The organism is Stenotrophomonas sp. DDT-1 (genome assembly GCF_001580555.1).
Classification (GTDB): domain Bacteria; phylum Pseudomonadota; class Gammaproteobacteria; order Xanthomonadales; family Xanthomonadaceae; genus Stenotrophomonas; species Stenotrophomonas sepilia.
This window is the reverse complement of sequence record NZ_LEKR01000048.1, coordinates 1-19,466: the sequence shown is the minus strand read 5'-3', so window position 1 is coordinate 19,466 and position 19,466 is coordinate 1. Positions and strand designations below refer to the sequence as shown.

Sequence of the window (19,466 nt, the reverse complement as noted above, 5' to 3'; positions counted from 1 at the left end):
TAGCGCCGGGCCATGCCCGGCGAGCGCAGTGGCGCGGTCAACTGCAGAAAACCCGCCGGGCACGGCCCGGCGCTACCGGGCTGGCTGCGCGGCCTCATCACCCCACGGCGGCGGCGGCAGATCGACCGGCTTGCTCAGGTCGAACTTCACGCGGAAGCGGCGGCCGTCCGGGCGGGCCAGCTCGTAGACGAAGGTCTGGTCGGGGTCGATCTCCATCGCCCAGGTGTTGTGCGTGGAGGCCAGCATGTCGGCACGACGGAACATCGCCACCGAATCGGAGTCGGCCGGGAACTGCTGCCGCTCGGCGGTGCCCGGTGGCGTGCTGTCGCCGCCATAGAGGGTGATCGCATCCGCGCTGCCATCCGGGTGGCGATGGTCGTGCTTCAGCCGCAGGCCATTTTCGGTACGGGTCAGCACCCAGGTGCGCGAATGGTCATCCCCCACATGGAAGGGAATCCGCAGTTCATGGGCGGGGTCGGCACAGCCGCGCACATGCATGACCAGGCGCTGCCCGGCGAACGGGTCCTTGCCGGTCGGCGCCGGCGTGTCCTCCACCACCCGGCCTTCATAGGCCTGGCCGCAATGCGCGGCGACGGCCGCCATGAAGGCATCGGCCGGTGCGGTCGCCAGATCATGGGCGACCGAATCGGAACGCTGCGAGCAGGCAACGAGGCTGAGCAGGAGGGCGGAAGCGGTAACTACGGCAGGCAGTCTCATGCCCCAACCCTAACGACCCGGGCCGGTGCGCGCAAACCTTGCGCACCGGCCACGTCACCTCATCGGTGCAGCCAGACCTCGCAACCGCCGACGTCCTGCTTCTGGCCACCGGCGGCATAGCGGCGGATGATCTCCGCCTGCCACTGCTCGCGCTCGGGGCTGCTGCCCACTTGGCTGGGGCAGTTGACCAGTGCGGCCAGCGGCAATCCACCCAGTGCTGCGTCATCTGCAGCCAGCGATGCGAGCACGTCGTCCGATGCCCAGTCCGGAATCATCACCGCGCGGCGGCCGGAGAAATACGGCAGCTCGGAGGACCAGTCCTGACCGAACGCGACCACCACACCCTGCGCCGGGGTGCCGGTCCGGATGGCCTCGGCGATCTGCGAAACCGGTGTCGGCTCGCGTGCCTCCTTGATGTCCTTCAGCGACTTCACCAGGCCAAAGCCCACCGACAGCACGCACAGGAAGATCGCCAGCGCAACGCCACGGCGCGGCTTGCCCGCCGCTTCGGCCGCCAGCACCGTCGACCACAGCACCAGGCCGATGATCGACGTGGCGAACACGATATTGGCCGCCTGGTAGTAGGGATGGGCGATGTGCAGGTTGGTGAAGACCAGGAACGGCGCCAGGTAGGCCAGCAGCAGGACAGCCACCGCCGTGCGCGTGCGCTTCTGCCACAGCCCGGCGATGACGAAGATCAGGAAGATCCAGTTGGAGCCGATCGCACCGGAGAAGCGCTTCTTGAACACCGTGCCCCACCAGGTAGCCGGATCCAGGCGCTGCTGCAGGGTGCCGTAATTCCAGGTGGACAGAGCATCGGAGGTGATCTGCCGGCCCAGCGCCGACTGCGCCTTCAGCGCATCGGCATGCTGCAACCACAGGCTGAGCGTGGCCAGCACGGCAAGCGCGGACAGGCCACCCCAGAACAGCAGCTGCCAATGCTGCTGCAGCCACCGCGGACGCCAGCCGTGCTCGCGCAGGGCCAGCCACAGGAAGGCCAGTGCAACGAACGCGGCAAAGCCGAAGAACGAAGTCACCTTGATGGCCGCCGACAGCACCGCCGCGACGACGGCAACCAGGCCCACCCACGCGCGCGGCTGGCTGCGCAGGCGTGCCATCGCCCAGACAAAGAGCAGGCCAAAGAACACCGCGCTGGATTCCATCATCACCGAGCGCCCCCAGAACTGCGCGTACGGTGAAACGGCGAAGGCGCCGGCCACGGACAGCGCCAGCGTGCGATCAGGGCGCCATGCCAGCAGCGTGCGGTAGACCAGCCAGATGCAGCCGGCATGGAAGACGGTGGAGACCAGCCGCCCGCTGTTGTCGGCACTCATGCCGGTGACGCTGGACAGCAACGCCGCCAACCACTGGTAGAACGGGAACTCGAACGGGATCGACCAGGGCGCGCCCAGCACCGGGGTCACGTAGTCCAGCCAGGGACCGCCGCGCAGCAACCAGTCGATCGACAGAGCAGTCTGTGTCTGCCGGAAACCGGAGGCATCGACCGGGGGCATCGACCAGCTGCAGCCCAGCAGGACCAGCAGCGCGACCGCCGAGAACCACAACAGGATCTTGCCCGGCAACAGGCTGCGGTCTGGGTTGCTTTCCTGGGTCACGCCTGTTGCTCCTGGCTGTGGCCGCCCACGACAGGGCGCGCTTCACGGGCGCGCAGTGTCTGTGTTGGCACGCGGGAGTGCAAGCCGCTGCACGCGTCTGCGGCTCAGCCCTGCGGTGGCAGCGGCGCCTTCGGCGGCTCGGCGTGGCTGACCTCGGTGGCCGCTACCGGTGCGGCCTCGCCCTCGCCCGCCGGTTCCTGCTCCACCGGATCGACGTCGAACGGCGTGCGGAACACCAGCGACGGCAGCAGCGTGGTCAGTGCGGCGTACAGCAGCAGCGCGCCGAACAGCACCGCCGGAATCTGGAAACGCTCGCGCATGATCGCCGCCAGCACCAGGGTGAAGATCAGGGTCGGAGCCAGCGCCAGCGAGACGCGCAGGCTGCTGCGGAAGCTCTCGCCGAACATCACCCGGCGCTGCAGCCAGACCACGCCGATGCGCAGCGGCAGCACCACCAGGGTGATCACGATGCCCAGCCCCAGCGCCTCGAAGCTCAACGCTTCGCTGGGCACCTTGGTGCCCGCGTTGAAGAAGTAGAACGGCACGAAGAACGAGGCGAACAGGCGCAGCGCGTGCAGGTTCTCGTGCGAGGCCAGCAGCGGCATGCGCTGGTGCAGCAGGCGCGCGACCAGGCCGGCGATGAACGCGCCCACCAGGTAATACACGCCCAGCAGGTAGGTGATGTAGGCCGCCACCATGCCGACCATTACCAGCAGCGAGAACTCCGAGCCCGGCGCGTGCGGCGCCACCCAGCGGCCCAGCGCGATGAACAGCAGCGGCAGGCCGACCATCATCGCCAGCAGCGCCAGGCTGGACAGCGCCATGTGGCCCGGATCGCCCGCCTGCAGCACGATGAACAAGGCAGCCAGCGCCAGCAGCTCACCGGCAATGGCCTTGCTGGTGACCCAGAACCGTTCGTCCTCGCTCAGGCCCAGCCGCGACAGCGAGTCCATGATGAAACCGGTCGAGGGCGTCAGCAGCGCCAACGCCAGCAGCCCGGCGGCCTGCCACGGCAATCCTGCGTAACGCCAGGCCAACCAGCCGACGCCGAACAGCGTGCCGGTACGGATGACCAGATGTGCCAACAGCGGCCACATGCCCCGGCGCAGCGCCTGCAGATCCACTTCCAGGCCGGCGAACAGGAACAGCGAGGAAATGCCCAGGGTGGCCAGCAGTCCGATCACCGCATCATGTGCCTGATCCCCCAGCCAGAGCATGCCGATGATGCCGAACAGCAGGCAGGTCAACGGGGCAGGCAGGCTGAAACGCTGCAACGCGCGTGGGATCACCAGCAGCGCGAAGATCAGCAACAGGTAGATCAGTTCATGGCTCATGGGGTCTTCCGTGGGGTTGGAACGCGCGCAGGATGCGCGCGCTGAACCGATCCGGCAAGCCATTTCGAATGACCCCGGTTACCTCATCCGATCATCGCGTCGGCCAGCGTCCCCACCCGTGCAAGCACCGCTGCGCGCTGGTCGTCATCGACCGACGCGCCCTGCAGATAGGCGGTGACCACCCACACTGCGCCGCCCGCATGCGGCCACAGCACGGCGATGTCGTTGCGCGTGTCATCACCGTTGCTGCCGGTCTTGTCCCCCACCCGCCAGCGCTTGCCCAGCCCGGCGCGCAGGCAGGCATCGCCGGTCTGGTTGTCGATGAGCCAATCAGTGAACTGCTGGCGCGATGCCGGCTGCAGGCCATTGCCCACCGCGAAGCGGGCCAAGCTGGTGGCCATCGCGGCCGGGCTGGTGGTATCGCGCGGGTCTCCCTTCGCGAACAGATTCACGTCCGGCTCGTTGCGGTCATTGCGGGTAACGCTGTCGCCCTGCCCGCGCAGGAATGCCGTCAGCGCCGACGGCCCGCCCACCACCTCCAGCAGCAGGTTGGCCGCCGTGTTGTCGCTGGTGGTCAGCGTGCCCCGGCACAGGTCGCGCACCGTCAGGTCCTTGCCCACATGGCGGCGCGCCACCGGGGCGTAGGACAGCAGATCCTTTTCGGCGATGGGCACACGTGTGTCGAGCGAAACGCGGCCTGCATCGGCAAGGCTCAGCACATGGGCAACCAGCATCGACTTGAACGTGCTGCACATCGGGAAGCGCTCGTCCTGACGATGTCCGCCGATGCGACGGCCGTTACCGGTGTTCAGCACGGTGACGCCCAGTCGGCCACCGCTGGCTTTCTCCAGCGCGGCGAAATCGGCGGCGTCGGCAATGGCGGCGTTCGCGGCGGATAGGCCGGACGATGGGGAAACAGCTCGCGCCAACGCCGGGGCAAGCAGCGAGGAAGCAACGGCAGCACCACTGAACTGCAGGAATCGGCGACGGGCGAGCATAGGGGTTCTCCTGGTGACCACTCGATTATTGGCGCTTCCCCTGCAGCCGACCAGCGCGAAAAATCAAGGCAAGCCATAAGTTTAACTCATGCCTGTCGTAACCAACTTGTTGAGATTTACGAAATTCCTTATTGAACGGTAGGATCAGCCATCACCATGGCTCACGGCTTTCCGATGCTGCACCCGACCCTGCCGCTGAACGCGCTGCGTGCTTTTGAAGCCGCCGCCCGCCATCAGAACTTCACCCGTGCCGCGCTGGAGCTGTGTGTCAGCCAGGCGGCGCTGAGCCACCAGATCCGAGGCCTGGAAGACCGGCTCGGCATCCGCCTGTTCCATCGCCTGCCGCGCGGCGTGGCGCTGACCGATGAAGGCGCAGCGCTGTATCCGGTGCTCAACGAATCGTTCGAACGCATCTCGGCCAGCATCGCGCGCTACACCGGCGGGCCGGCCCGCGAAGTGCTGACACTGGGGGTGGTCGGCACCTTTGCCACCGGCTGGCTGCTGCCACGGCTGGCCGCATTCGAGGCCGCGCATCCGGACATCGAGCTGCGCCTGCAGACCCACAACAACCGCATCGACCTGGCCGGCGAAGGGCTGGACCTGGCGATCCGCTTCGGTGATGGCGACTGGCAGGGCCAGGCCTGCACGGCGATCCTCGATGCGCCCTTCGCGCCGCTGTGCGCCCCGGCATTGGCGCGGCGGCTGAAGCAGCCGCGCGACCTGGCCACGCTGCCGTTGTTGCGTTCCTATCGCAGCGACGAATGGCCGCGCTGGCTGCAGGCGGCCGGCGTCAACGGCGTGGAAGCACGTGGGCCGGTGTTCGATTCCTCGCTGACGGTGGCGATGGCCGCCGCCGGAGGGGCCGGCGTGGCCTTGCTGCCGCTGCGCATGTTCGAGCAGGAACTGGCCGAAGGCCGCCTGCTGCAGCCGTTCGGCACCACGCTGGAGCTGGGCCGCTACTGGCTGACGCGGCTACGCTCGCGCGCCGAGCGCGAGCCGGCCAAGCGCTTCCGCGAGTGGCTGCAGGCGCAGGCATGATGTAGCGCCCAGCCCACGCTCGGCTGCTTCATGTGCGAACCCGCGCTGCGCGCATAAGCCGAGCATGGCTCGGCTCTACAGAAGAGGCAGCTGGCCAGCGGCCGGCACTACCGATTACGACTCCAGCAGCTCCATCCACGCCGCTTCAGCCTTTTCCAGCTGCGCGGCGGCGGTTTCCCGATCGCGGCCGAGCACGGCCATGCGGCTGGCGTCGGCATAGTTGGCCGGATCGGCCAGCTGGCGATCCAGTTCGGCCAGCGCACCTTCCAGCTCGGCCACCTTGGCTTCGGCCGCGGCCAGCTTGTGCGGGTTCACCGGCTTTTTCTGCACCACCTGTGCCACCGGGGCGGTCTTGACCACCACCGGCTCTTCCACCTGCTCCATGCGGGCCTTCGTGCCCTGCGCCTGCGGACGGGTGCGCAGCCACGCGGCGTATGCATCCAGGTCACCGTCGAACGGCTCGACCACGCCATCGGCCACGCGCCAGTAGGTATCGCAGACCAGGCCGATCAGGTGGCGGTCATGCGAGACCATCACGATCGCGCCTTCGAAGGTGGCCAGTGCTTCGGCCAGCGCTTCGCGCATTTCCAGGTCAAGGTGGTTGGTCGGTTCGTCCAGCAGCAGCACGTTCGGCTGCTGCCAGGCGATCAGCGCCAGCGCCAAGCGCGCGCGCTCGCCACCAGAGAAACCATCCACCGGCTCGAATGCACGGTCGCCCGGGAAGTTCCACTTGCCGAGGAAATCGCGGAACGACTGGTTCGGCGCATCCGGGGCAATCTCGCGGAAGTGCTCCATCGGCGACTGGCCTTCGTGCAGCGACTCCACCGTGTGCTGGGCGAAGTAGCCGATCTTCAGGTCCGGGTGCGCCATGCGCTCACCGACGATCGGCGCCAGTTCACCCACCAGGGTCTTCACCAGGGTGGTCTTGCCGGCGCCGTTCGGGCCGAGCAGGCCAATGCGCTGGCCCGCTTCCAGGCCGAAGCCGACGTTATGCAGGATCACCGCGTCCTGGCCGTAGCCGGCCTCGACGTGGTTCAGGCGGATCAGCGAGAACGGCAGCTTGGCCGGCGGCGCGAACTCGATGCGGAACTCGCGTTCGGCACGCACCGCTTCGGTGCCGGCCAGCTTGGCCAGGCGCTTCATGCGGCTCTGCGCCTGCGCGGCCTTGCTGGCCTGCGCCTTGAAGCGGTCGATGAAACTCTGCAGGTGGGCGCGCTCGGCCTGCTCCTTCTCGTGCGCGATCTGCTGCTGGCGCAGCTGTTCGGCGCGCTGGCGCTCGAAATCGGTGTAGCCGCCCGGGTAGAGCTTGGCGCCGCCGCCGTGCAGGTGCAGGGTGTGGGTGGCCACGTTGTCGAGGAACTCGCGGTCATGCGAGATCAGCAACAAGGTGCCTGGGTACTTCAGCAGCCACTGTTCCAGCCAGTACACCGCGTCCAGGTCCAGGTGGTTGGTCGGTTCGTCGAGCAGCAGCAGGTCGCTGGGCATCATCAGCGCACGGGCCAGGTTCAGGCGCACGCGCCAGCCACCGGAGAACGAGGACACCGCGCGGTGGTGCGTCTCGGCCGGGAAGCCGAGCCCGTGCAGCAGCTTGCCGGCACGCGCTTCGGCGTCGTAGGCGCCCATCTCGGCCATCTTGGTGTGCGCGTTGGCCACCGCCTCCCAGTCTTCGCGGGCGGTTGCCTCGGCCTCTTCGGCCAGCACCGCGGCCACCTCGGTATCGCCGCCCAGCACGAAGCTCAGCGCCGGGTCCGGCAGCGACGGAGTCTCCTGGGCCACGCTGGCGATACGGACCTTGCCGGGCAGGTCGACGTCACCCTTGTCGGCCTCCAGTTCGCCCTTCACCGCCGCGAACAGGCTGGATTTGCCAGCACCGTTGCGGCCGACCACACCTACCCGGTAACCGGCGTGCAGGGTCAGGTCGACATTGGACAACAGCAGCCGCTCGCCGCGGCGCAAGGCGAAATTACGAAGGGAGATCATCGGGGAAGGGGTCCATATAACCGGATGGAATGTGCTGGTGAGCACTGTTCCTGCGACGCAATTCTAGCGTTAACGAATACTTGACGCGTCCCGGGATGCGCAGTGGCCGACGTTCCTCTCTCCCACGTCCTCGCCGCGCGCGTCCCGGGTCTCCTCCCCGCCGATGCCTGTCCGGGCTAAATGGTTGCTGCTGCAACGTTTTTTCCGATGACCGGCATTTGACAGGCACTGAATATCCCGTTAATTGCTGTATTGCGCACCGCAACAACCGCCGTCCGCCTCACCCTCGTGATGTCGATTCCGGTGCCGCCCCCGCCAACCGGAGCCCCATCCCGATGACCCGCAAGACCAGCCTGATCGCCGCCGCCGTCGCTGTCGCACTCGGTGGCTCTCCGTTCGTCGCCGCCGCCCAGCAGGCCGGCACCGCCGCCAACACCCTGGACACCGTGATCGTCACCGGCACCCGCGTGGCCGACCGCACCGTCGCCGAATCGCAGTCGCCGATCGACATCATCACCCCTGAAGTGCTGCAGTCCACCGGCACCAGTGAACTGGCCACCGCCCTGTCGCGCGCCCTGCCCTCACTGAACTTCCCGCGCCCTGCCCTGACCGACGGCACCAGCGGCGTGCGCCCGGCGCAACTGCGCGGCCTGTCGCCGGACCAGGTGCTGGTGCTGGTCAACGGCAAGCGGCGCCACACCTCGGCGATGATCAACGTCAACGGCAGCATCGGCCGTGGCTCGTCGGCGGTGGACATCAACGCGATCCCGATCGCCGCGATCGAGCGCGTGGAAGTGCTGCGCGACGGCGCGTCGGCGCAGTACGGCTCGGACGCCATCGCCGGCGTCATCAACATCGTGCTCAAGGGCAGCGGCCGTGGCGGCAGCCTGGCCGTGGACTACGGCCAGTACTCCGCCGGCGACGGCAACAAGTACCAGCTTTCCGGCGATACCGGCGTCGAGTTCGGCAACGGCCGTGGCCGCGTGCACGTGGCCGGCCAGATCAGCCAGCAGGACGAGAGCAACCGCGCCGGCCCGTACCGCGGCACCACGCCGAATACCGGCAACTTCCCCAGCATCGGCCAGAAGACCTTCATCGTCGGCGACCCGCGCGTGGATGCCACTGCTGCGTCGGCCAACGCCAGCTTCGATTTCAGCGATCACGTAACCGGCTACGCCAGCGCGCTGCTCAGCAACCGCGACATCACCTCGTTCGCGTTCTACCGCTCGCGCAACCACAGCGGGCAGAGCGCGCTGCTGGCACAGACCTACCCGGACGGCTACGTGCCGCAGATCAACCAGTACTCCAAGGACCGCTCGCTGGTGGCCGGGGTCAAGGGCAACACCGACAGCGGCTGGACCTGGGACCTGAGCCTGAACCACGGCGAGAACACCCTCGATTTCCACACCCGCAACAGCATCAACTACAGCCTCGGTGCGACCAGCCCGCGCTCGTTCTACGACGGCACGCTGAAGTACCAGCAGGACATCTTCAATGCCGACCTGACCAAGTCGCTGGACTGGGGCCTGGCCTACCCGGTCACGCTGTCCTTCGGCGGTGAGTACCGCAAGGAGAAGTGGGACCAGAACCCGGGCGAACTGAACTCGTACACCGGCAGCGGCGCGCAGGGCTTCGCCGGCTTCACCCCGACCAATGAAGTGCATGCCGACCGCCACAACTACGCGGTCTATGCAGGCCTGGAAGCGGACCTGACCGAGAAGTTCTCGGCCGGCATCACCGGCCGCTACGAGGACTACTCGGACTTCGGCGACCGCTTCTCCGGCAAGCTGTCGGCGCGCTATGCGTTCACCGACAAGGTCGCGCTGCGTGCCACCGCCTCCAGCGGCTTCCGTGCACCGTCGCTGGCGCAGCAGGGCTACCAGGCGGTCACCAGCCAGTTCCTCAATGGCGTGTTCGTTGAACGCGGCACCTTCCCGACCACCAGCCCGGCCGCGCAGGCGCTGGGCGCCTCGCCGTTGAAGGCCGAAACCTCCACCTCCTACAGCCTGGGGCTGGTGCTGCAGCCGGTCGACCGCCTGTACATCACCGTCGATGCGTACCAGATCGACATTGATGACCGCATCGCGCTGTCGTCCAGCATCACCACCAACGCCGCCACCAGCGCACTGCTGGGCACCCTCGGCCTGCCGCAGGTGACCGCGTTCTCGTACTTCACCAACGGCCTGGATACGCGCACCCGCGGCGTCGACTTCGTGTCCAGCTATACCGTGCAGTTCAGCGCCAGCAGCCTGGAGCTGACCACCGCCTACAGCTACAACGACACCGAAGTGCGCCGTGTCGGCGGTACTCCGGCGGTGTTCGGCACGCTGGGCCTGACCCAGTCGCTGATCGGCCGTGATGAGATCGGTCGCATCGAGGACAGCTACCCGCGCGACAAGGCGATCCTGAGCGGCACCTGGCGTTCGGACCACTGGGAACTGGGCCTGGCCGCCACCCGCTACGGCAAGTTCACCGTGCGCAACTCGGCCACCGCGCTGCGCGACCAGACCTACGGCGATGCCTGGGTGGTGGATGCCTCGGCCAGCTACAAGCCGAGCAGCAACTGGACCCTGACCGTGGGCGCCGACAACCTGCTGGACAAGTACCCGGACCGCACCGAAGACCTGCAGAACTCCACCTTCGGCATGCTGCCGTACAGCAACTACTCGCCGTTCGGCTTCAACGGCGCGTATGTGTACGGGCGGATCAAGTACACCTGGTAAGCGACGCTCTGGTAGTGCCGGCCGCTGGCCGGCAACCCCGGGCCGCATCTGGAGGAGAGCCCCTTCTTGTTGAAGGGGCGCGCCGAAGGCGGGGGTAGAGGAGAAATGCGTGGGCAAGCCCGCCGGCCACGGCACGTGGACGGCGGGTTTGCCGTATCTGGCCTCGTCGGTGAAAATCGGGGCATCCCCCCCGATTTCCTGCGAGTGCCGATGCACCATGACACCGACCTGATCAACATCGTTGCCGTTGGCCTGGGGCTCGCCTTCATCTTCGGCGCGCTGGCCAACAAGCTCCGCTTGTCTCCCCTGGTCGGTTACCTGGTTGCTGGCATCTGCGTAGGCCCGTTCACCCCCGGCTTCGTCGCCGATCAGGCGCTGGCCAACCAGTTGGCCGAACTGGGCGTGATGCTGCTGATGTTCGGCGTCGGCCTGCACTTCTCGCTGAAGGACCTGATGGCGGTCAAGGCCATCGCCATCCCCGGTGCCATCGGCCAGATCGCGGTGGCCACCCTGCTCGGCTGGGGCGTGGCCTCGCTGATGGGCTGGCCGGCCATTCATGGCGTCATCTTCGGTTTCTCGCTGGCCACGGCCAGTACCGTGGTGCTGCTGCGGGCAATGGAGGAACGGCGCCTGCTGGAGACGATGCGCGGCAAGATCGCGGTCGGCTGGCTGATCGTCGAAGACCTGGCCTGTGTGCTGGCGCTGGTGATGATGCCGGTGATGGCCGGCGTGTTCGGTCCCGACGCGGCCAAGGAGTCGCACTCGCTGGGCAGCGTGCTGGCCGACATCGGCTGGACCTTCGTGCAGCTGGGCCTGTTCGTGGCGGTGATGCTGGTGGTCGGGCGCCGGGTCATCCCGTGGATCCTCGAACGTATCGCCGGTACCGGCTCGCGCGAACTGTTCACCCTGTCGGTGCTGGCAATTGCGCTGGGCGTGGCCTTCGGCTCTGCGATGCTGTTCGGTGTCTCGTTCGCGCTGGGCGCGTTCTTCGCCGGCATGCTCCTCAACGAATCGGAACTGAGCCAAAAGGCCGCGCATGATTCGCTGCCGCTGCGCGATGCGTTCGCGGTGTTGTTCTTCGTCTCGGTCGGCATGTTGTTCGACCCCAACATCATCGTGCAGCACCCGTGGCAGGTGCTGGCCACGGTGCTGATCATCATGTTCGGCAAGTCGGCCGCCGCCTTCTTCATCGTGCGTGCGTTCGGCCATCCCACCAGCACCGCGTTGACCATCTCGGCCAGCCTGGCGCAGATCGGTGAGTTCGCCTTCATCATCGCCGGGCTCGGTGTGGCGTTGCAGATCCTGCCGAAGGAAGGCCAGTCGCTGGTGCTGGCCGGTGCGCTGGTGTCGATCATGCTCAACCCGCTGGTGTTCGGCCTGCTCGACCGATGGCAGGCCAAGCAGGAAACACAGCCGCAAACGCCGGAGCCGGAAGAGGCGACCGGCCCGTCACGGGACCTGCATGACCACGCCATCGTGATCGGCTATGGCCGGGTCGGCAGCGAACTGGCGCAGGTGCTGAGCGACCGTGGCGTGCCGGTGCTGGTGATCGATGACAACAAGGAACACGTCGAGTCGGCGCACGCCAAGGGCCTGGCGGCGATCCGCGGCAGTGCGGCGGCCGACCGGGTGCTGGCCGAGGCCCATCCTGAGCGGGCGAAGATTGCGGTGCTGGCGATTCCGCAGCCGCTGGAAGCCGGTGAGGCGCTGGCCAAGCTGCGTGCGATCAACCCGGACCTGACCCTGCTGGCACGTGCGCACAGCGATGCCGAAGTGAAGCATCTGCTGGAGCATGGTGCCGATGGCACGGTGATGGCCGAGCGCGAGCTGGCCTATTCGCTGGCGGAGATGATCATGTCCACGCCGCCGTACCGGAACCTGAGGCAGCACAACATTCCTGTTGTATGAGGGGTGTGCTTGCGGCAGGGCTTGCAGCCCTGCACCTGCCCAAACAACAGCAACGGCAACGACAAGAGCAAAAGCTTGCATTCCGTGGGATCGCGGGGTGGGTCCGCTTGCAGGGGCCGCTGCAAGTACCCCTCCGGGGCCCGGCCCAGCCGCTGGCGGCTGTGCGTTCGGACGCTTGCGAAGCAGTGCTTCGCAAGCAAAGCGCCCTCACCCATGTAAGCTCGGTCGCCGCTTGCTCGTGTGCGCTGTCCTGCGCACACGGCAAGACCGGGGTTGGGCGTCCTGCCCAACCCGCCCGAGGCATGCCTCGGGCCCATGCGGCTCACGCCCCCGCAACCGGACCCACCCCGCCTTCGACAGTTCCCTGCTGCTGTTGGTGCATTGGGTCAGATCCGTTTTCCACAGGAAAACGGATCTGACCCCGGAAACAAAAAAATCCCCGGTCGACCCGCATCGACCGGGGATCTGGATCGCCACGTTGCCACGCCTTGGAGAGGCAGTTCCACCCTAGCGCATCGCGCCGCCGGTGGTGATCGCCTGTGGCGATATGCACCAAGCGCGCGGCTATCAGGCGGCGGCCAGGGCCTGCTCCAGGTCGGCGCGCAGGTCACCGATGTGCTCGATGCCGATCGACAGCCGCACGGTATCTTCGCTGACCCCGGCCTTGGCCAGCTCTGCCGCATCCAGCTGGCGATGGGTGGTCGAGGCCGGATGGGTGGCCAGCGACTTCGCGTCGCCCAGGTTGACCAGGCGGGTGAACAGCTTCAGCGCATCGAGGAAGCGCGCGCCAGCCTCGCGCCCGCCCGGCAGGCCGAAGGTCAGCACGCCCGAGCCATGCCCGCCCAGGTAGCGCTGCGCGGCGGCATGCTCGGGGTCGTCTGCCAGTCCCGCGTAACGCACCCAGGCGACCTTGTCGTGCGCCTTCAGGAACTGCGCGATGGCCAGTGCATTGGCGTTGATGCGTTCCATGCGCAGGGCCAGGGTCTCGATGCCCTGCAGGATCAGGAACGCATTGAACGGCGACAACGCGGCACCGGTATTGCGCAGCGGGACCACCCGCGCGCGGCCGATGTAGGCCGCCGGCCCCAGTGCTTCGGTATAGACCACGCCGTGGTAACTGGGGTCGGGCTGGTTGAGCCGCGCGAAGCGCGTGGGTTGCGCCGCCCAGTCGAAGCGGCCCGAATCGACGATCGCGCCGCCCAGGCTGGTGCCGTGGCCGCCCAGGTACTTGGTCAGCGAATGCACGACGATGTCGGCGCCGTGCTCGAATGGGCGCAGCAGGAACGGCGTGGCCACGGTGTTGTCGACGATCAGCGGCACACCCGCGGCATGCGCCACCTCGGCAATGGCGGCGATGTCGGTGACGTTGCCGCGCGGGTTGCCGATCGATTCAACGAACACCGCCTTGGTGCGCTCGTCGATCAGCGCGGCGAACGCAGAAGGATCGGCCGGGTCGGCGAAGCGCGCCTGGATGCCATACTGCGGCAGCGTGTGTGCCAGCAGGTTGAGGCTGCCGCCATACAGCGCGCTGGAGGCGACGATGTTGTCACCGGCCTCGGCGATGGTCTGGAGGGCATAGGTGATCGCGGCCTGCCCCGAGGCCAGCGCCAGCGCACCGATGCCACCTTCCAGTGCGGCCAGGCGTTGCTCCAGCACGTCGGTGGTAGGGTTCATGATGCGGGTGTAGATGTTGCCGGGCACCTTCAGGTCGAACAGGTCGGCACCGTGCTGGGTGTCATCGAAGGCATACGCCACGGTCTGGTAGATCGGCACCGCCACCGCGCGGGTGGTCGGGTCGGGTCGGTAGCCACCGTGCACGGCCAGGGTTTCCAGTTGCCACTGCGGTTCGCTCATTGCACCAGGCTCCATCCGGGGAAACCGCCACCATAGGCCAGCTGGCACACGCCGCTGAAAGCTACTGGCGATGACGCCCGTACCGGCGGTTATCAGGTTGGCCGCGATTCAGGCAGTCGTCATGGGGCGTTGCTAGGCTGCGCCGCCGGGCGCTCCTGCCCGGGCACGGAGGCCCCACCCATGCAGCCATCGCCCTGGCATCCCACCACCAGCAGTTCGCCTACGTTGGTCATGCTGGTAGAGGACGACCGTCGCCTGGCCGAACTGGTGAGCGACTACCTCCACCAGCATGGCTTCGCCGTGCAGCACATCGCACGCGGCGACCTCGCCGGCGCCGCCTGCCGCCAGCACGCGCCGGAGCTGGTGGTGCTGGACCTGATGCTGCCCGGCCTGGGCGGCATCGACGTGTGCCGGCAGATCCGCAGCTTCTCCGATGTGCCGATCCTGATGCTGACCGCCTGCGAGGATGACATCGAACAGGTGCTGGGCCTGGAATCGGGCGCCGACGACTATGTGCACAAGCCCATCGAACCACGCCTGCTTCTTGCCCGGCTGCGCGCCCTGCTGCGCCGCCGCCACGGCAGCGGCAATACCGGCACGCCCAGCCGGCTGATGCACGGTGAACTGCTGATCGACCGCATGCAGCGTGAGGTACACCTGCACGGCGCCACGGTGGACGTGGGCACCACCGAATTCGAAATCCTGTGGCTGCTGGCCAGCCAGCCCGGGCAGATCCTGTCCCGTGACCAGATCCTGCAGGCGGTGCGCGGTATCGGCTTCGACGGCCTGGACCGCAGCGTTGACGTCTGCATCGGCAAGCTGCGTCGCAAGCTCGGCGATGATGCGCGCGAGCCGCGGCGGATCAAGACCGTGTGGGGCCGCGGCTACCAGTTCAATCCGTCGGCCTGGACGGCATGAAGCGGCTGTTCCTGTGGTTGTGGTTCATCACCGGCGCCTGCTTCCTGGTGTCGGTGTTCTTCCTCAACCGGGTACTCGACAGCATCTATACGCCCGTGCAGGATCGCGTTTTCGTCCAGCAGGTGCGCGGGCAGGTGTACGCCCTGCGCAGCGGCCTGGCCGGCCTGGACGGTAGCCAGCAGCGCGAGCGCCTGCAGCAGTGGCAACCGCACTATGGCATCGCATTGACCCTGCTCGACACGCCTCCCGCGCTGGCCCCGCAGGAACAGGCAGCCGTGCAGGCCGATGGCTTCATCGTGCGCGATCAGTACCAGCAGGTCCTGCTGCCGATCGAAGGCATCGACGGTCGCTGGTTGCACCTGCGCCTGCCTGGCGCGGTGCAGATGACCACGTACATGACCATCGCGGCCTACCTCAGCATCCTGCTGCTGGTCGGCGCCAGCCTGTACGCCTGGGTTCGCCTGCTCTGGCGCGATCTGGATGCCCTGCGCGTGCATGCCGACCGCATCGGCGCCGGCGATCTGCAGGCACGCGCGCAGGTTTCGCCACGCTCGCAGATCCGGGTCATCGTCGATCACTCCAACCGCATGGCCGCACGCGTGGCCGAACTGGTGCAGCGCCAGCGCGACCTGACCCATGCGATCTCGCACGAACTGCGCACGCCGATCGCGCGCGTGGCCTTCGGCCTGGACCTGATGCAGGACAGCGATGACCGCGAGCGCCGCGAACGACTGGCGCAGGGCCTGCATGGCGACCTGGCCGAGCTCAACCGGCTGGTCAGCGAACTGCTGGCCTACGAACGGCTCGAGCATCCGGGCGAGGGCGAACCGATGCAGCGGATCGAAGCCAACGACTGGCTGCAGGCCTGCCTGGCCGATGCCCGCCGCGATGCCGAACGTGCCGGCCTGGTGCTGCGCGTGCAGCCCAGTGCCCTGCCTCGGCTGGACGCGGAACCGCGCCTGCTGCAGCTGGCGCTGAGCAATCTGGTCGGCAATGCGCTGCGCCATGCGCGCTCGCAGGTGGAAGTCTCGCTGGTCGGTGTCAGCGGCCGCGCCTGCCTGCGCGTGGATGACGATGGCCCCGGCATCGCCGAAGCCGATCGCGAGAAGGTGATGCGCCCGTTCACCCGCCTGGATGACAGCCGCAGCCGCGATACCGGGGGCTTCGGCCTGGGCCTGGCCATCGTCAGCCGCATTGCCGTCCGCCACGGCGGCGAGCTTCGCATCAGCCGCGCCACGTTGGGCGGCGCGCGCCTGGAGATGCACTGGCCGCTGGCTGCCAGCTGAACGCCCTTGGGCGCAATTACAGTTGATTACAACTCCCGCACAACTGCGGACGGATCGGTCGCCGGCGTATCGCCACGCTAGCGACCCTGCAGCACTCGCCGGATGCGCGCGCTGCCTTCCTCCCATTGTCGAGAGTTTCCATGTCCCAGCTTCGCCGTTCCCCCGCCCTGCTCTGCCTGGCCCTGTTGCCGCTGTTCGCCGCACCGCTCGCCCACGCCAGGGATGACCACTGGACCTTCGAGCTCGCTGCCGGCGGTGGCGTGGCGCCGCGCTACAGCGGCAGCGAGGAGTATCGTGCGACGCCGTCGTTGTCCTTTGATGTCACCTCGCCGGGTGGATGGTTTCTGGGCACCAGTGGCATTGGCTGGGGCACCTCCATCGGCGAGCACACCCGCGTGCGCGCGTATGTCGGCGCCAGCGGCATCCGCAAGGAAAAGGACTCGCTGCTCGGCGGTTCGGACTTCCTGCGCGGCATGGGCGATATCGATACCCGTCCCCTGGTCGGTGTCTCGGCTGGATATACGCTGGGCGAAGCCGTGCTGAGCGGCTCCTGGCAGTTCACCCGCAAGGACGAGGACAAGGCTGAGAACGGACTGGCTACCCAGCAGATCCACCTGAACCTGAGCATGCCGCTGTTCGACCTGGCCGGTGGCGTGGTCAGCGGCAGCGTCTCCACCGACTACGGCAACCGTGGGTACATGCAGACCTGGTACGGCGTCAGTCCGGAACAGGCCGCGCGCACCGGCTTTGCCGAGCACAAACCGAAGGCCGGCCTGGTCAGCGCCGGTGTGGGCCTGAAGTGGAGCCACCGCGTGGGCCGCAACGGCAACTGGTACATCTCGGCCGAAGGCACGCGCCTGCTCGGTGATGCCGCCGACAGCCCGATCGTGCAGAAGGCCAACCAGTTCGGCGTGATGAGCGGCTATACGCACCGCTTCTGATGCATGAAGGACGCCGCTGGGCGCCCTCTTTCGCTGCGATCAGTGGCAGGCTTGTGCGGCGCCGCTGCCGCACAAGCCGACCTCGCGCAGCCAGCCGATCCACTGCACGACGTCGTCCTTCTCCGGCTCGGCGCGGAACGACTTCTGCACGGTGTGGAAGCCCTGCCTGCCCTGCATGCCCTTGATCCAGGTGAACTCCGGTTTGCCGGTGCCGGGGTTCAGCGGGCAACTGAGCATCAGCAGCGCGAATGGCCGTCCGCCCTCCTCGCCTTCGCGGATCCAGTGGCTCTGCGCAGCCGGACAGGCCATGCGCCACCCCGCCTCGATGATGCCGAGGAACTCGCGCGGACTCACATGGCCACTGTTCGGCGCATCATTGACGGTAACCATGTCGGTCCAGTCCTGCACGGTCTGGCCCTGCGGCACGTACTCGGTGATGCGGTTGCCTTGTGCGTCGGTGCTCTGGTGGGCCTGCTGGTAACCCTTCATCGGCGGCAGCTGGACCTGTTCGACGGCTGCGGCGTGTCCAGCAACTGCAGCGAGCGCCAGCGCCACGCAGAGTGAAACCCTGCGGGTAACGTCCATGCGGTTCTCCTCGTCCTTGCGAAAGTGAAACGGGATCATTGTGCCTTGCTGAGGCTTTGGTGGCGCGCCAGCCATGGCAGGCGCGCCACCGGTTCAGGCCTTGGCGAAGACCAAATGCCCACCCTCATTGCCGACTTCGATGGTGTCACCGTTGACGAACGCGCCGGACAGGATCTGCTGCGCCAGCGGATTCTCCAGCTGCGACTGGATCGCGCGCTTCAGCGGCCGCGCGCCATACACCGGATCGAAGCCGACGTTGCCGAGCAGGTCGAACGCCGCATCGGAGACCGCCAGCTTCAGCCCGCGCTCGGCCAGGCGCTTCTCCAGCCCGCGCATCTGGATGCGCGCGATCTGCTTGATCTGCTGCTTGTCCAGCGGGTGGAACACGACGATGTCATCCAGGCGGTTGATGAACTCCGGACGGAAGTGCGCCTGCACCACGCCCATCACGGCCGCCTTCATCTGCGTGTAGGCCTCCGGGCTGTCGTCGGTGCTCATGTCCTGGATCTGATGCGAGCCCAGATTCGAGGTCATCACGATGACGGTGTTGCGGAAGTCCACCGTGCGGCCCTGGCCGTCGGTCAGGCGGCCATCGTCCAGCACCTGCAGCAGGATGTTGAACACATCCGGATGCGCCTTCTCCACCTCATCGAGCAGGATCAGCGAATACGGGCGACGACGCACGGCCTCGGTCAGGTAACCGCCTTCCTCGTAGCCGACGTAGCCCGGGGGCGCACCGATCAGGCGGGCGACGCTGTGCTTTTCCATGAACTCGCTCATGTCGATGCGGATCATCGCGTCGGCACTGTCGAACAGGAACTCAGCCAGCGACTTGCACAGTTCGGTCTTGCCGACGCCGGTCGGGCCGAGGAACAGGAACGAGCCGGCCGGACGGTTCGGATCGGACAGGCCTGCACGCGAGCGGCGTACCGCATCGGAGACGACCTTGATCGCCTCTTCCTGGCCGACCACACGGTTGTGCAGCACTTCTTCCATGCGCAGCAGCTTGTCGCGCTCGCCTTCGAGCATCTTGTTGACCGGGATGCCCGTCCAGCGCGAAACGACCTCGGCGATCTCCTCATCGGTCACGCGGTCCTGTACCAGCTTGAAGTCCTTGTGCTCGGCTTCCTGCGCGGCGGCCAGCTGCTTTTCCAGCTGCGGCAACAGGCCGTACTGGATTTCGCTCATCTTGGCGAAATCCTGGCGGCGCTGCGCAGCTTCCAGCTCCAGCTTGGCCTGCTCGACCTGTTCCTTGATCTTGGTGGCGCCCTGCAGCGCCGCCTTCTCCGACTTCCAGATTTCATTGAGGTCGGAGAACTCGCGCTCCAGCCCGTCGATATCGCTCTCCAGGTCGGCCAGGCGCTGCCGCGAGGCTTCGTCCTTTTCCTTCTTCAGCATCTCGCGCTGGATCTTCAGCTGGATCACCCGGCGTTCCAGGCGATCCAGCTCCTCCGGCTTGGAGTCGATCTCCATGCGCAGGCGTGAGGCGGCTTCGTCCATCAGGTCGATGGCCTTGTCCGGCAGCTGGCGGTCGGTGATGTAGCGGTTGGACAGCGTGGCGGCAGCCA

The 19,466-nt window shown here is 67.2% G+C and carries 14 protein-coding genes; 6 read left to right on the top strand and 8 right to left on the bottom strand.

Going from position 1 to position 19,466, the window contains the following annotated elements:
- Positions 1 to 72: 72 nt before the first annotated feature.
- The 4 genes from AB839_RS17965 to blaL2 all read right to left on the bottom strand — a co-directional run bounded on the left by AB839_RS17965 (position 73) and on the right by blaL2 (position 4,665).
- On the bottom strand, positions 73 to 717 hold the full coding sequence (locus AB839_RS17965; protein WP_061480406.1) for a hypothetical protein: 645 nt from the start codon (positions 715 to 717) through the stop codon (positions 73 to 75).
- A gap of 59 nt (positions 718 to 776) precedes the next feature.
- Positions 777 to 2,333 (bottom strand): glycosyltransferase family 39 protein, encoded by a 1,557-nt coding sequence (locus AB839_RS17960; RefSeq protein WP_061480405.1) that lies wholly within the window; start codon positions 2,331 to 2,333, stop codon positions 777 to 779.
- A gap of 104 nt (positions 2,334 to 2,437) precedes the next feature.
- A complete protein-coding gene (locus AB839_RS17955; RefSeq protein ID WP_061480404.1) occupies positions 2,438 to 3,667 on the bottom strand; it encodes a cation:proton antiporter in 1,230 nt (409 codons plus the stop codon).
- Between the two features lie 83 nt (positions 3,668 to 3,750).
- Positions 3,751 to 4,665: a L2 family extended-spectrum class A beta-lactamase gene (gene blaL2 / locus AB839_RS17950; RefSeq protein ID WP_061480403.1), complete on the bottom strand. Its 915-nt coding sequence runs from the start codon at positions 4,663 to 4,665 to the stop codon at positions 3,751 to 3,753.
- A 174-nt stretch (positions 4,666 to 4,839) separates the two neighbouring features.
- On the opposite strand from blaL2, the gene ampR reads away from it, so the two are divergent.
- A complete protein-coding gene (ampR, locus tag AB839_RS17945) occupies positions 4,840 to 5,703 on the top strand; it encodes a LysR family transcriptional regulator AmpR (protein WP_061480416.1) in 864 nt (287 codons plus the stop codon).
- A 114-nt stretch (positions 5,704 to 5,817) separates the two neighbouring features.
- Here the strand turns inward: ampR and AB839_RS17940 are convergent, their stop codons facing one another.
- Positions 5,818 to 7,683, bottom strand: coding sequence for an ABC-F family ATP-binding cassette domain-containing protein (locus AB839_RS17940; RefSeq protein ID WP_061480402.1), 1,866 nt, complete (start codon positions 7,681 to 7,683; stop codon positions 5,818 to 5,820).
- 335 nt (positions 7,684 to 8,018) lie between these two features.
- On the opposite strand from AB839_RS17940, the gene AB839_RS17935 reads away from it, so the two are divergent.
- Together AB839_RS17935 and ybaL are read left to right on the top strand one after the other, a co-directional pair.
- A complete protein-coding gene (locus AB839_RS17935; protein ID WP_061480401.1) occupies positions 8,019 to 10,406 on the top strand; it encodes a TonB-dependent receptor in 2,388 nt (795 codons plus the stop codon).
- Positions 10,407 to 10,616: 210 nt separating this feature from the next.
- Positions 10,617 to 12,314: a YbaL family putative K(+) efflux transporter gene (gene ybaL / locus AB839_RS17930; RefSeq protein ID WP_061480400.1), complete on the top strand. Its 1,698-nt coding sequence runs from the start codon at positions 10,617 to 10,619 to the stop codon at positions 12,312 to 12,314.
- A gap of 567 nt (positions 12,315 to 12,881) precedes the next feature.
- Here the strand turns inward: ybaL and AB839_RS17925 are convergent.
- Entirely contained in the window at positions 12,882 to 14,168 is a 1,287-nt protein-coding gene (locus tag AB839_RS17925; RefSeq protein ID WP_061480399.1) for an aminotransferase class V-fold PLP-dependent enzyme, read from the bottom strand.
- Between the two features lie 180 nt (positions 14,169 to 14,348).
- Here AB839_RS17925 and AB839_RS17920 point away from each other — a divergent pair, with 180 nt between their 5' ends.
- The 3 genes from AB839_RS17920 (at position 14,349) to AB839_RS17910 (ending at position 17,313) form a co-directional block, all read left to right on the top strand.
- Positions 14,349 to 15,086 (top strand): response regulator transcription factor, encoded by a 738-nt coding sequence (locus AB839_RS17920; RefSeq protein WP_061480398.1) that lies wholly within the window; start codon positions 14,349 to 14,351, stop codon positions 15,084 to 15,086.
- Complete coding sequence (locus tag AB839_RS17915) at positions 15,083 to 16,372, top strand: ATP-binding protein (protein ID WP_061480397.1); 1,290 nt, start codon at positions 15,083 to 15,085, stop codon at positions 16,370 to 16,372. Before AB839_RS17920 ends, AB839_RS17915 begins: the two co-directional genes overlap by 4 nt.
- 140 nt (positions 16,373 to 16,512) lie before the next feature.
- Positions 16,513 to 17,313 (top strand): MipA/OmpV family protein, encoded by an 801-nt coding sequence (locus AB839_RS17910; RefSeq protein ID WP_061480396.1) that lies wholly within the window; start codon positions 16,513 to 16,515, stop codon positions 17,311 to 17,313.
- A gap of 39 nt (positions 17,314 to 17,352) precedes the next feature.
- On the opposite strand, the gene AB839_RS17905 is transcribed toward AB839_RS17910, so the two are convergent.
- Together AB839_RS17905 and AB839_RS17900 are read right to left on the bottom strand one after the other, a co-directional pair.
- Positions 17,353 to 17,898: a hypothetical protein gene (locus AB839_RS17905; RefSeq protein WP_235643252.1), complete on the bottom strand. Its 546-nt coding sequence runs from the start codon at positions 17,896 to 17,898 to the stop codon at positions 17,353 to 17,355.
- 93 nt (positions 17,899 to 17,991) lie between these two features.
- A partial coding sequence (locus AB839_RS17900) for an AAA family ATPase (RefSeq protein WP_156476689.1) occupies positions 17,992 to 19,466 on the bottom strand: 1,475 nt, incomplete at its 5' end.

What these genes read in the sequence shown, in the direction of transcription:
- AB839_RS17915 (WP_061480397.1), top strand. Translation starts at nt 15,083, where the DNA reads ATGAAGCGGCTGTTCCTGTGGTTGTGGTTCATCACCGGCGCCTGCTTC.
- AB839_RS17935 (WP_061480401.1), top strand. Translation starts at nt 8,019, where the DNA reads ATGACCCGCAAGACCAGCCTGATCGCCGCCGCCGTCGCTGTCGCACTC.
- AB839_RS17940 (WP_061480402.1), bottom strand. Translation starts at nt 7,683, where the DNA reads ATGATCTCCCTTCGTAATTTCGCCTTGCGCCGCGGCGAGCGGCTGCTG.
- AB839_RS17925 (WP_061480399.1), bottom strand. Translation starts at nt 14,168, where the DNA reads ATGAGCGAACCGCAGTGGCAACTGGAAACCCTGGCCGTGCACGGTGGC.
- AB839_RS17910 (WP_061480396.1), top strand. Translation starts at nt 16,513, where the DNA reads ATGTCCCAGCTTCGCCGTTCCCCCGCCCTGCTCTGCCTGGCCCTGTTG.
- blaL2 (WP_061480403.1), bottom strand. Translation starts at nt 4,665, where the DNA reads ATGCTCGCCCGTCGCCGATTCCTGCAGTTCAGTGGTGCTGCCGTTGCT.
- AB839_RS17955 (WP_061480404.1), bottom strand. Translation starts at nt 3,667, where the DNA reads ATGAGCCATGAACTGATCTACCTGTTGCTGATCTTCGCGCTGCTGGTG.
- ybaL (WP_061480400.1), top strand. Translation starts at nt 10,617, where the DNA reads ATGCACCATGACACCGACCTGATCAACATCGTTGCCGTTGGCCTGGGG.
- AB839_RS17965 (WP_061480406.1), bottom strand. Translation starts at nt 717, where the DNA reads ATGAGACTGCCTGCCGTAGTTACCGCTTCCGCCCTCCTGCTCAGCCTC.
- AB839_RS17920 (WP_061480398.1), top strand. Translation starts at nt 14,349, where the DNA reads ATGCAGCCATCGCCCTGGCATCCCACCACCAGCAGTTCGCCTACGTTG.
- AB839_RS17905 (WP_235643252.1), bottom strand. Translation starts at nt 17,898, where the DNA reads ATGGACGTTACCCGCAGGGTTTCACTCTGCGTGGCGCTGGCGCTCGCT.
- ampR (WP_061480416.1), top strand. Translation starts at nt 4,840, where the DNA reads ATGCTGCACCCGACCCTGCCGCTGAACGCGCTGCGTGCTTTTGAAGCC.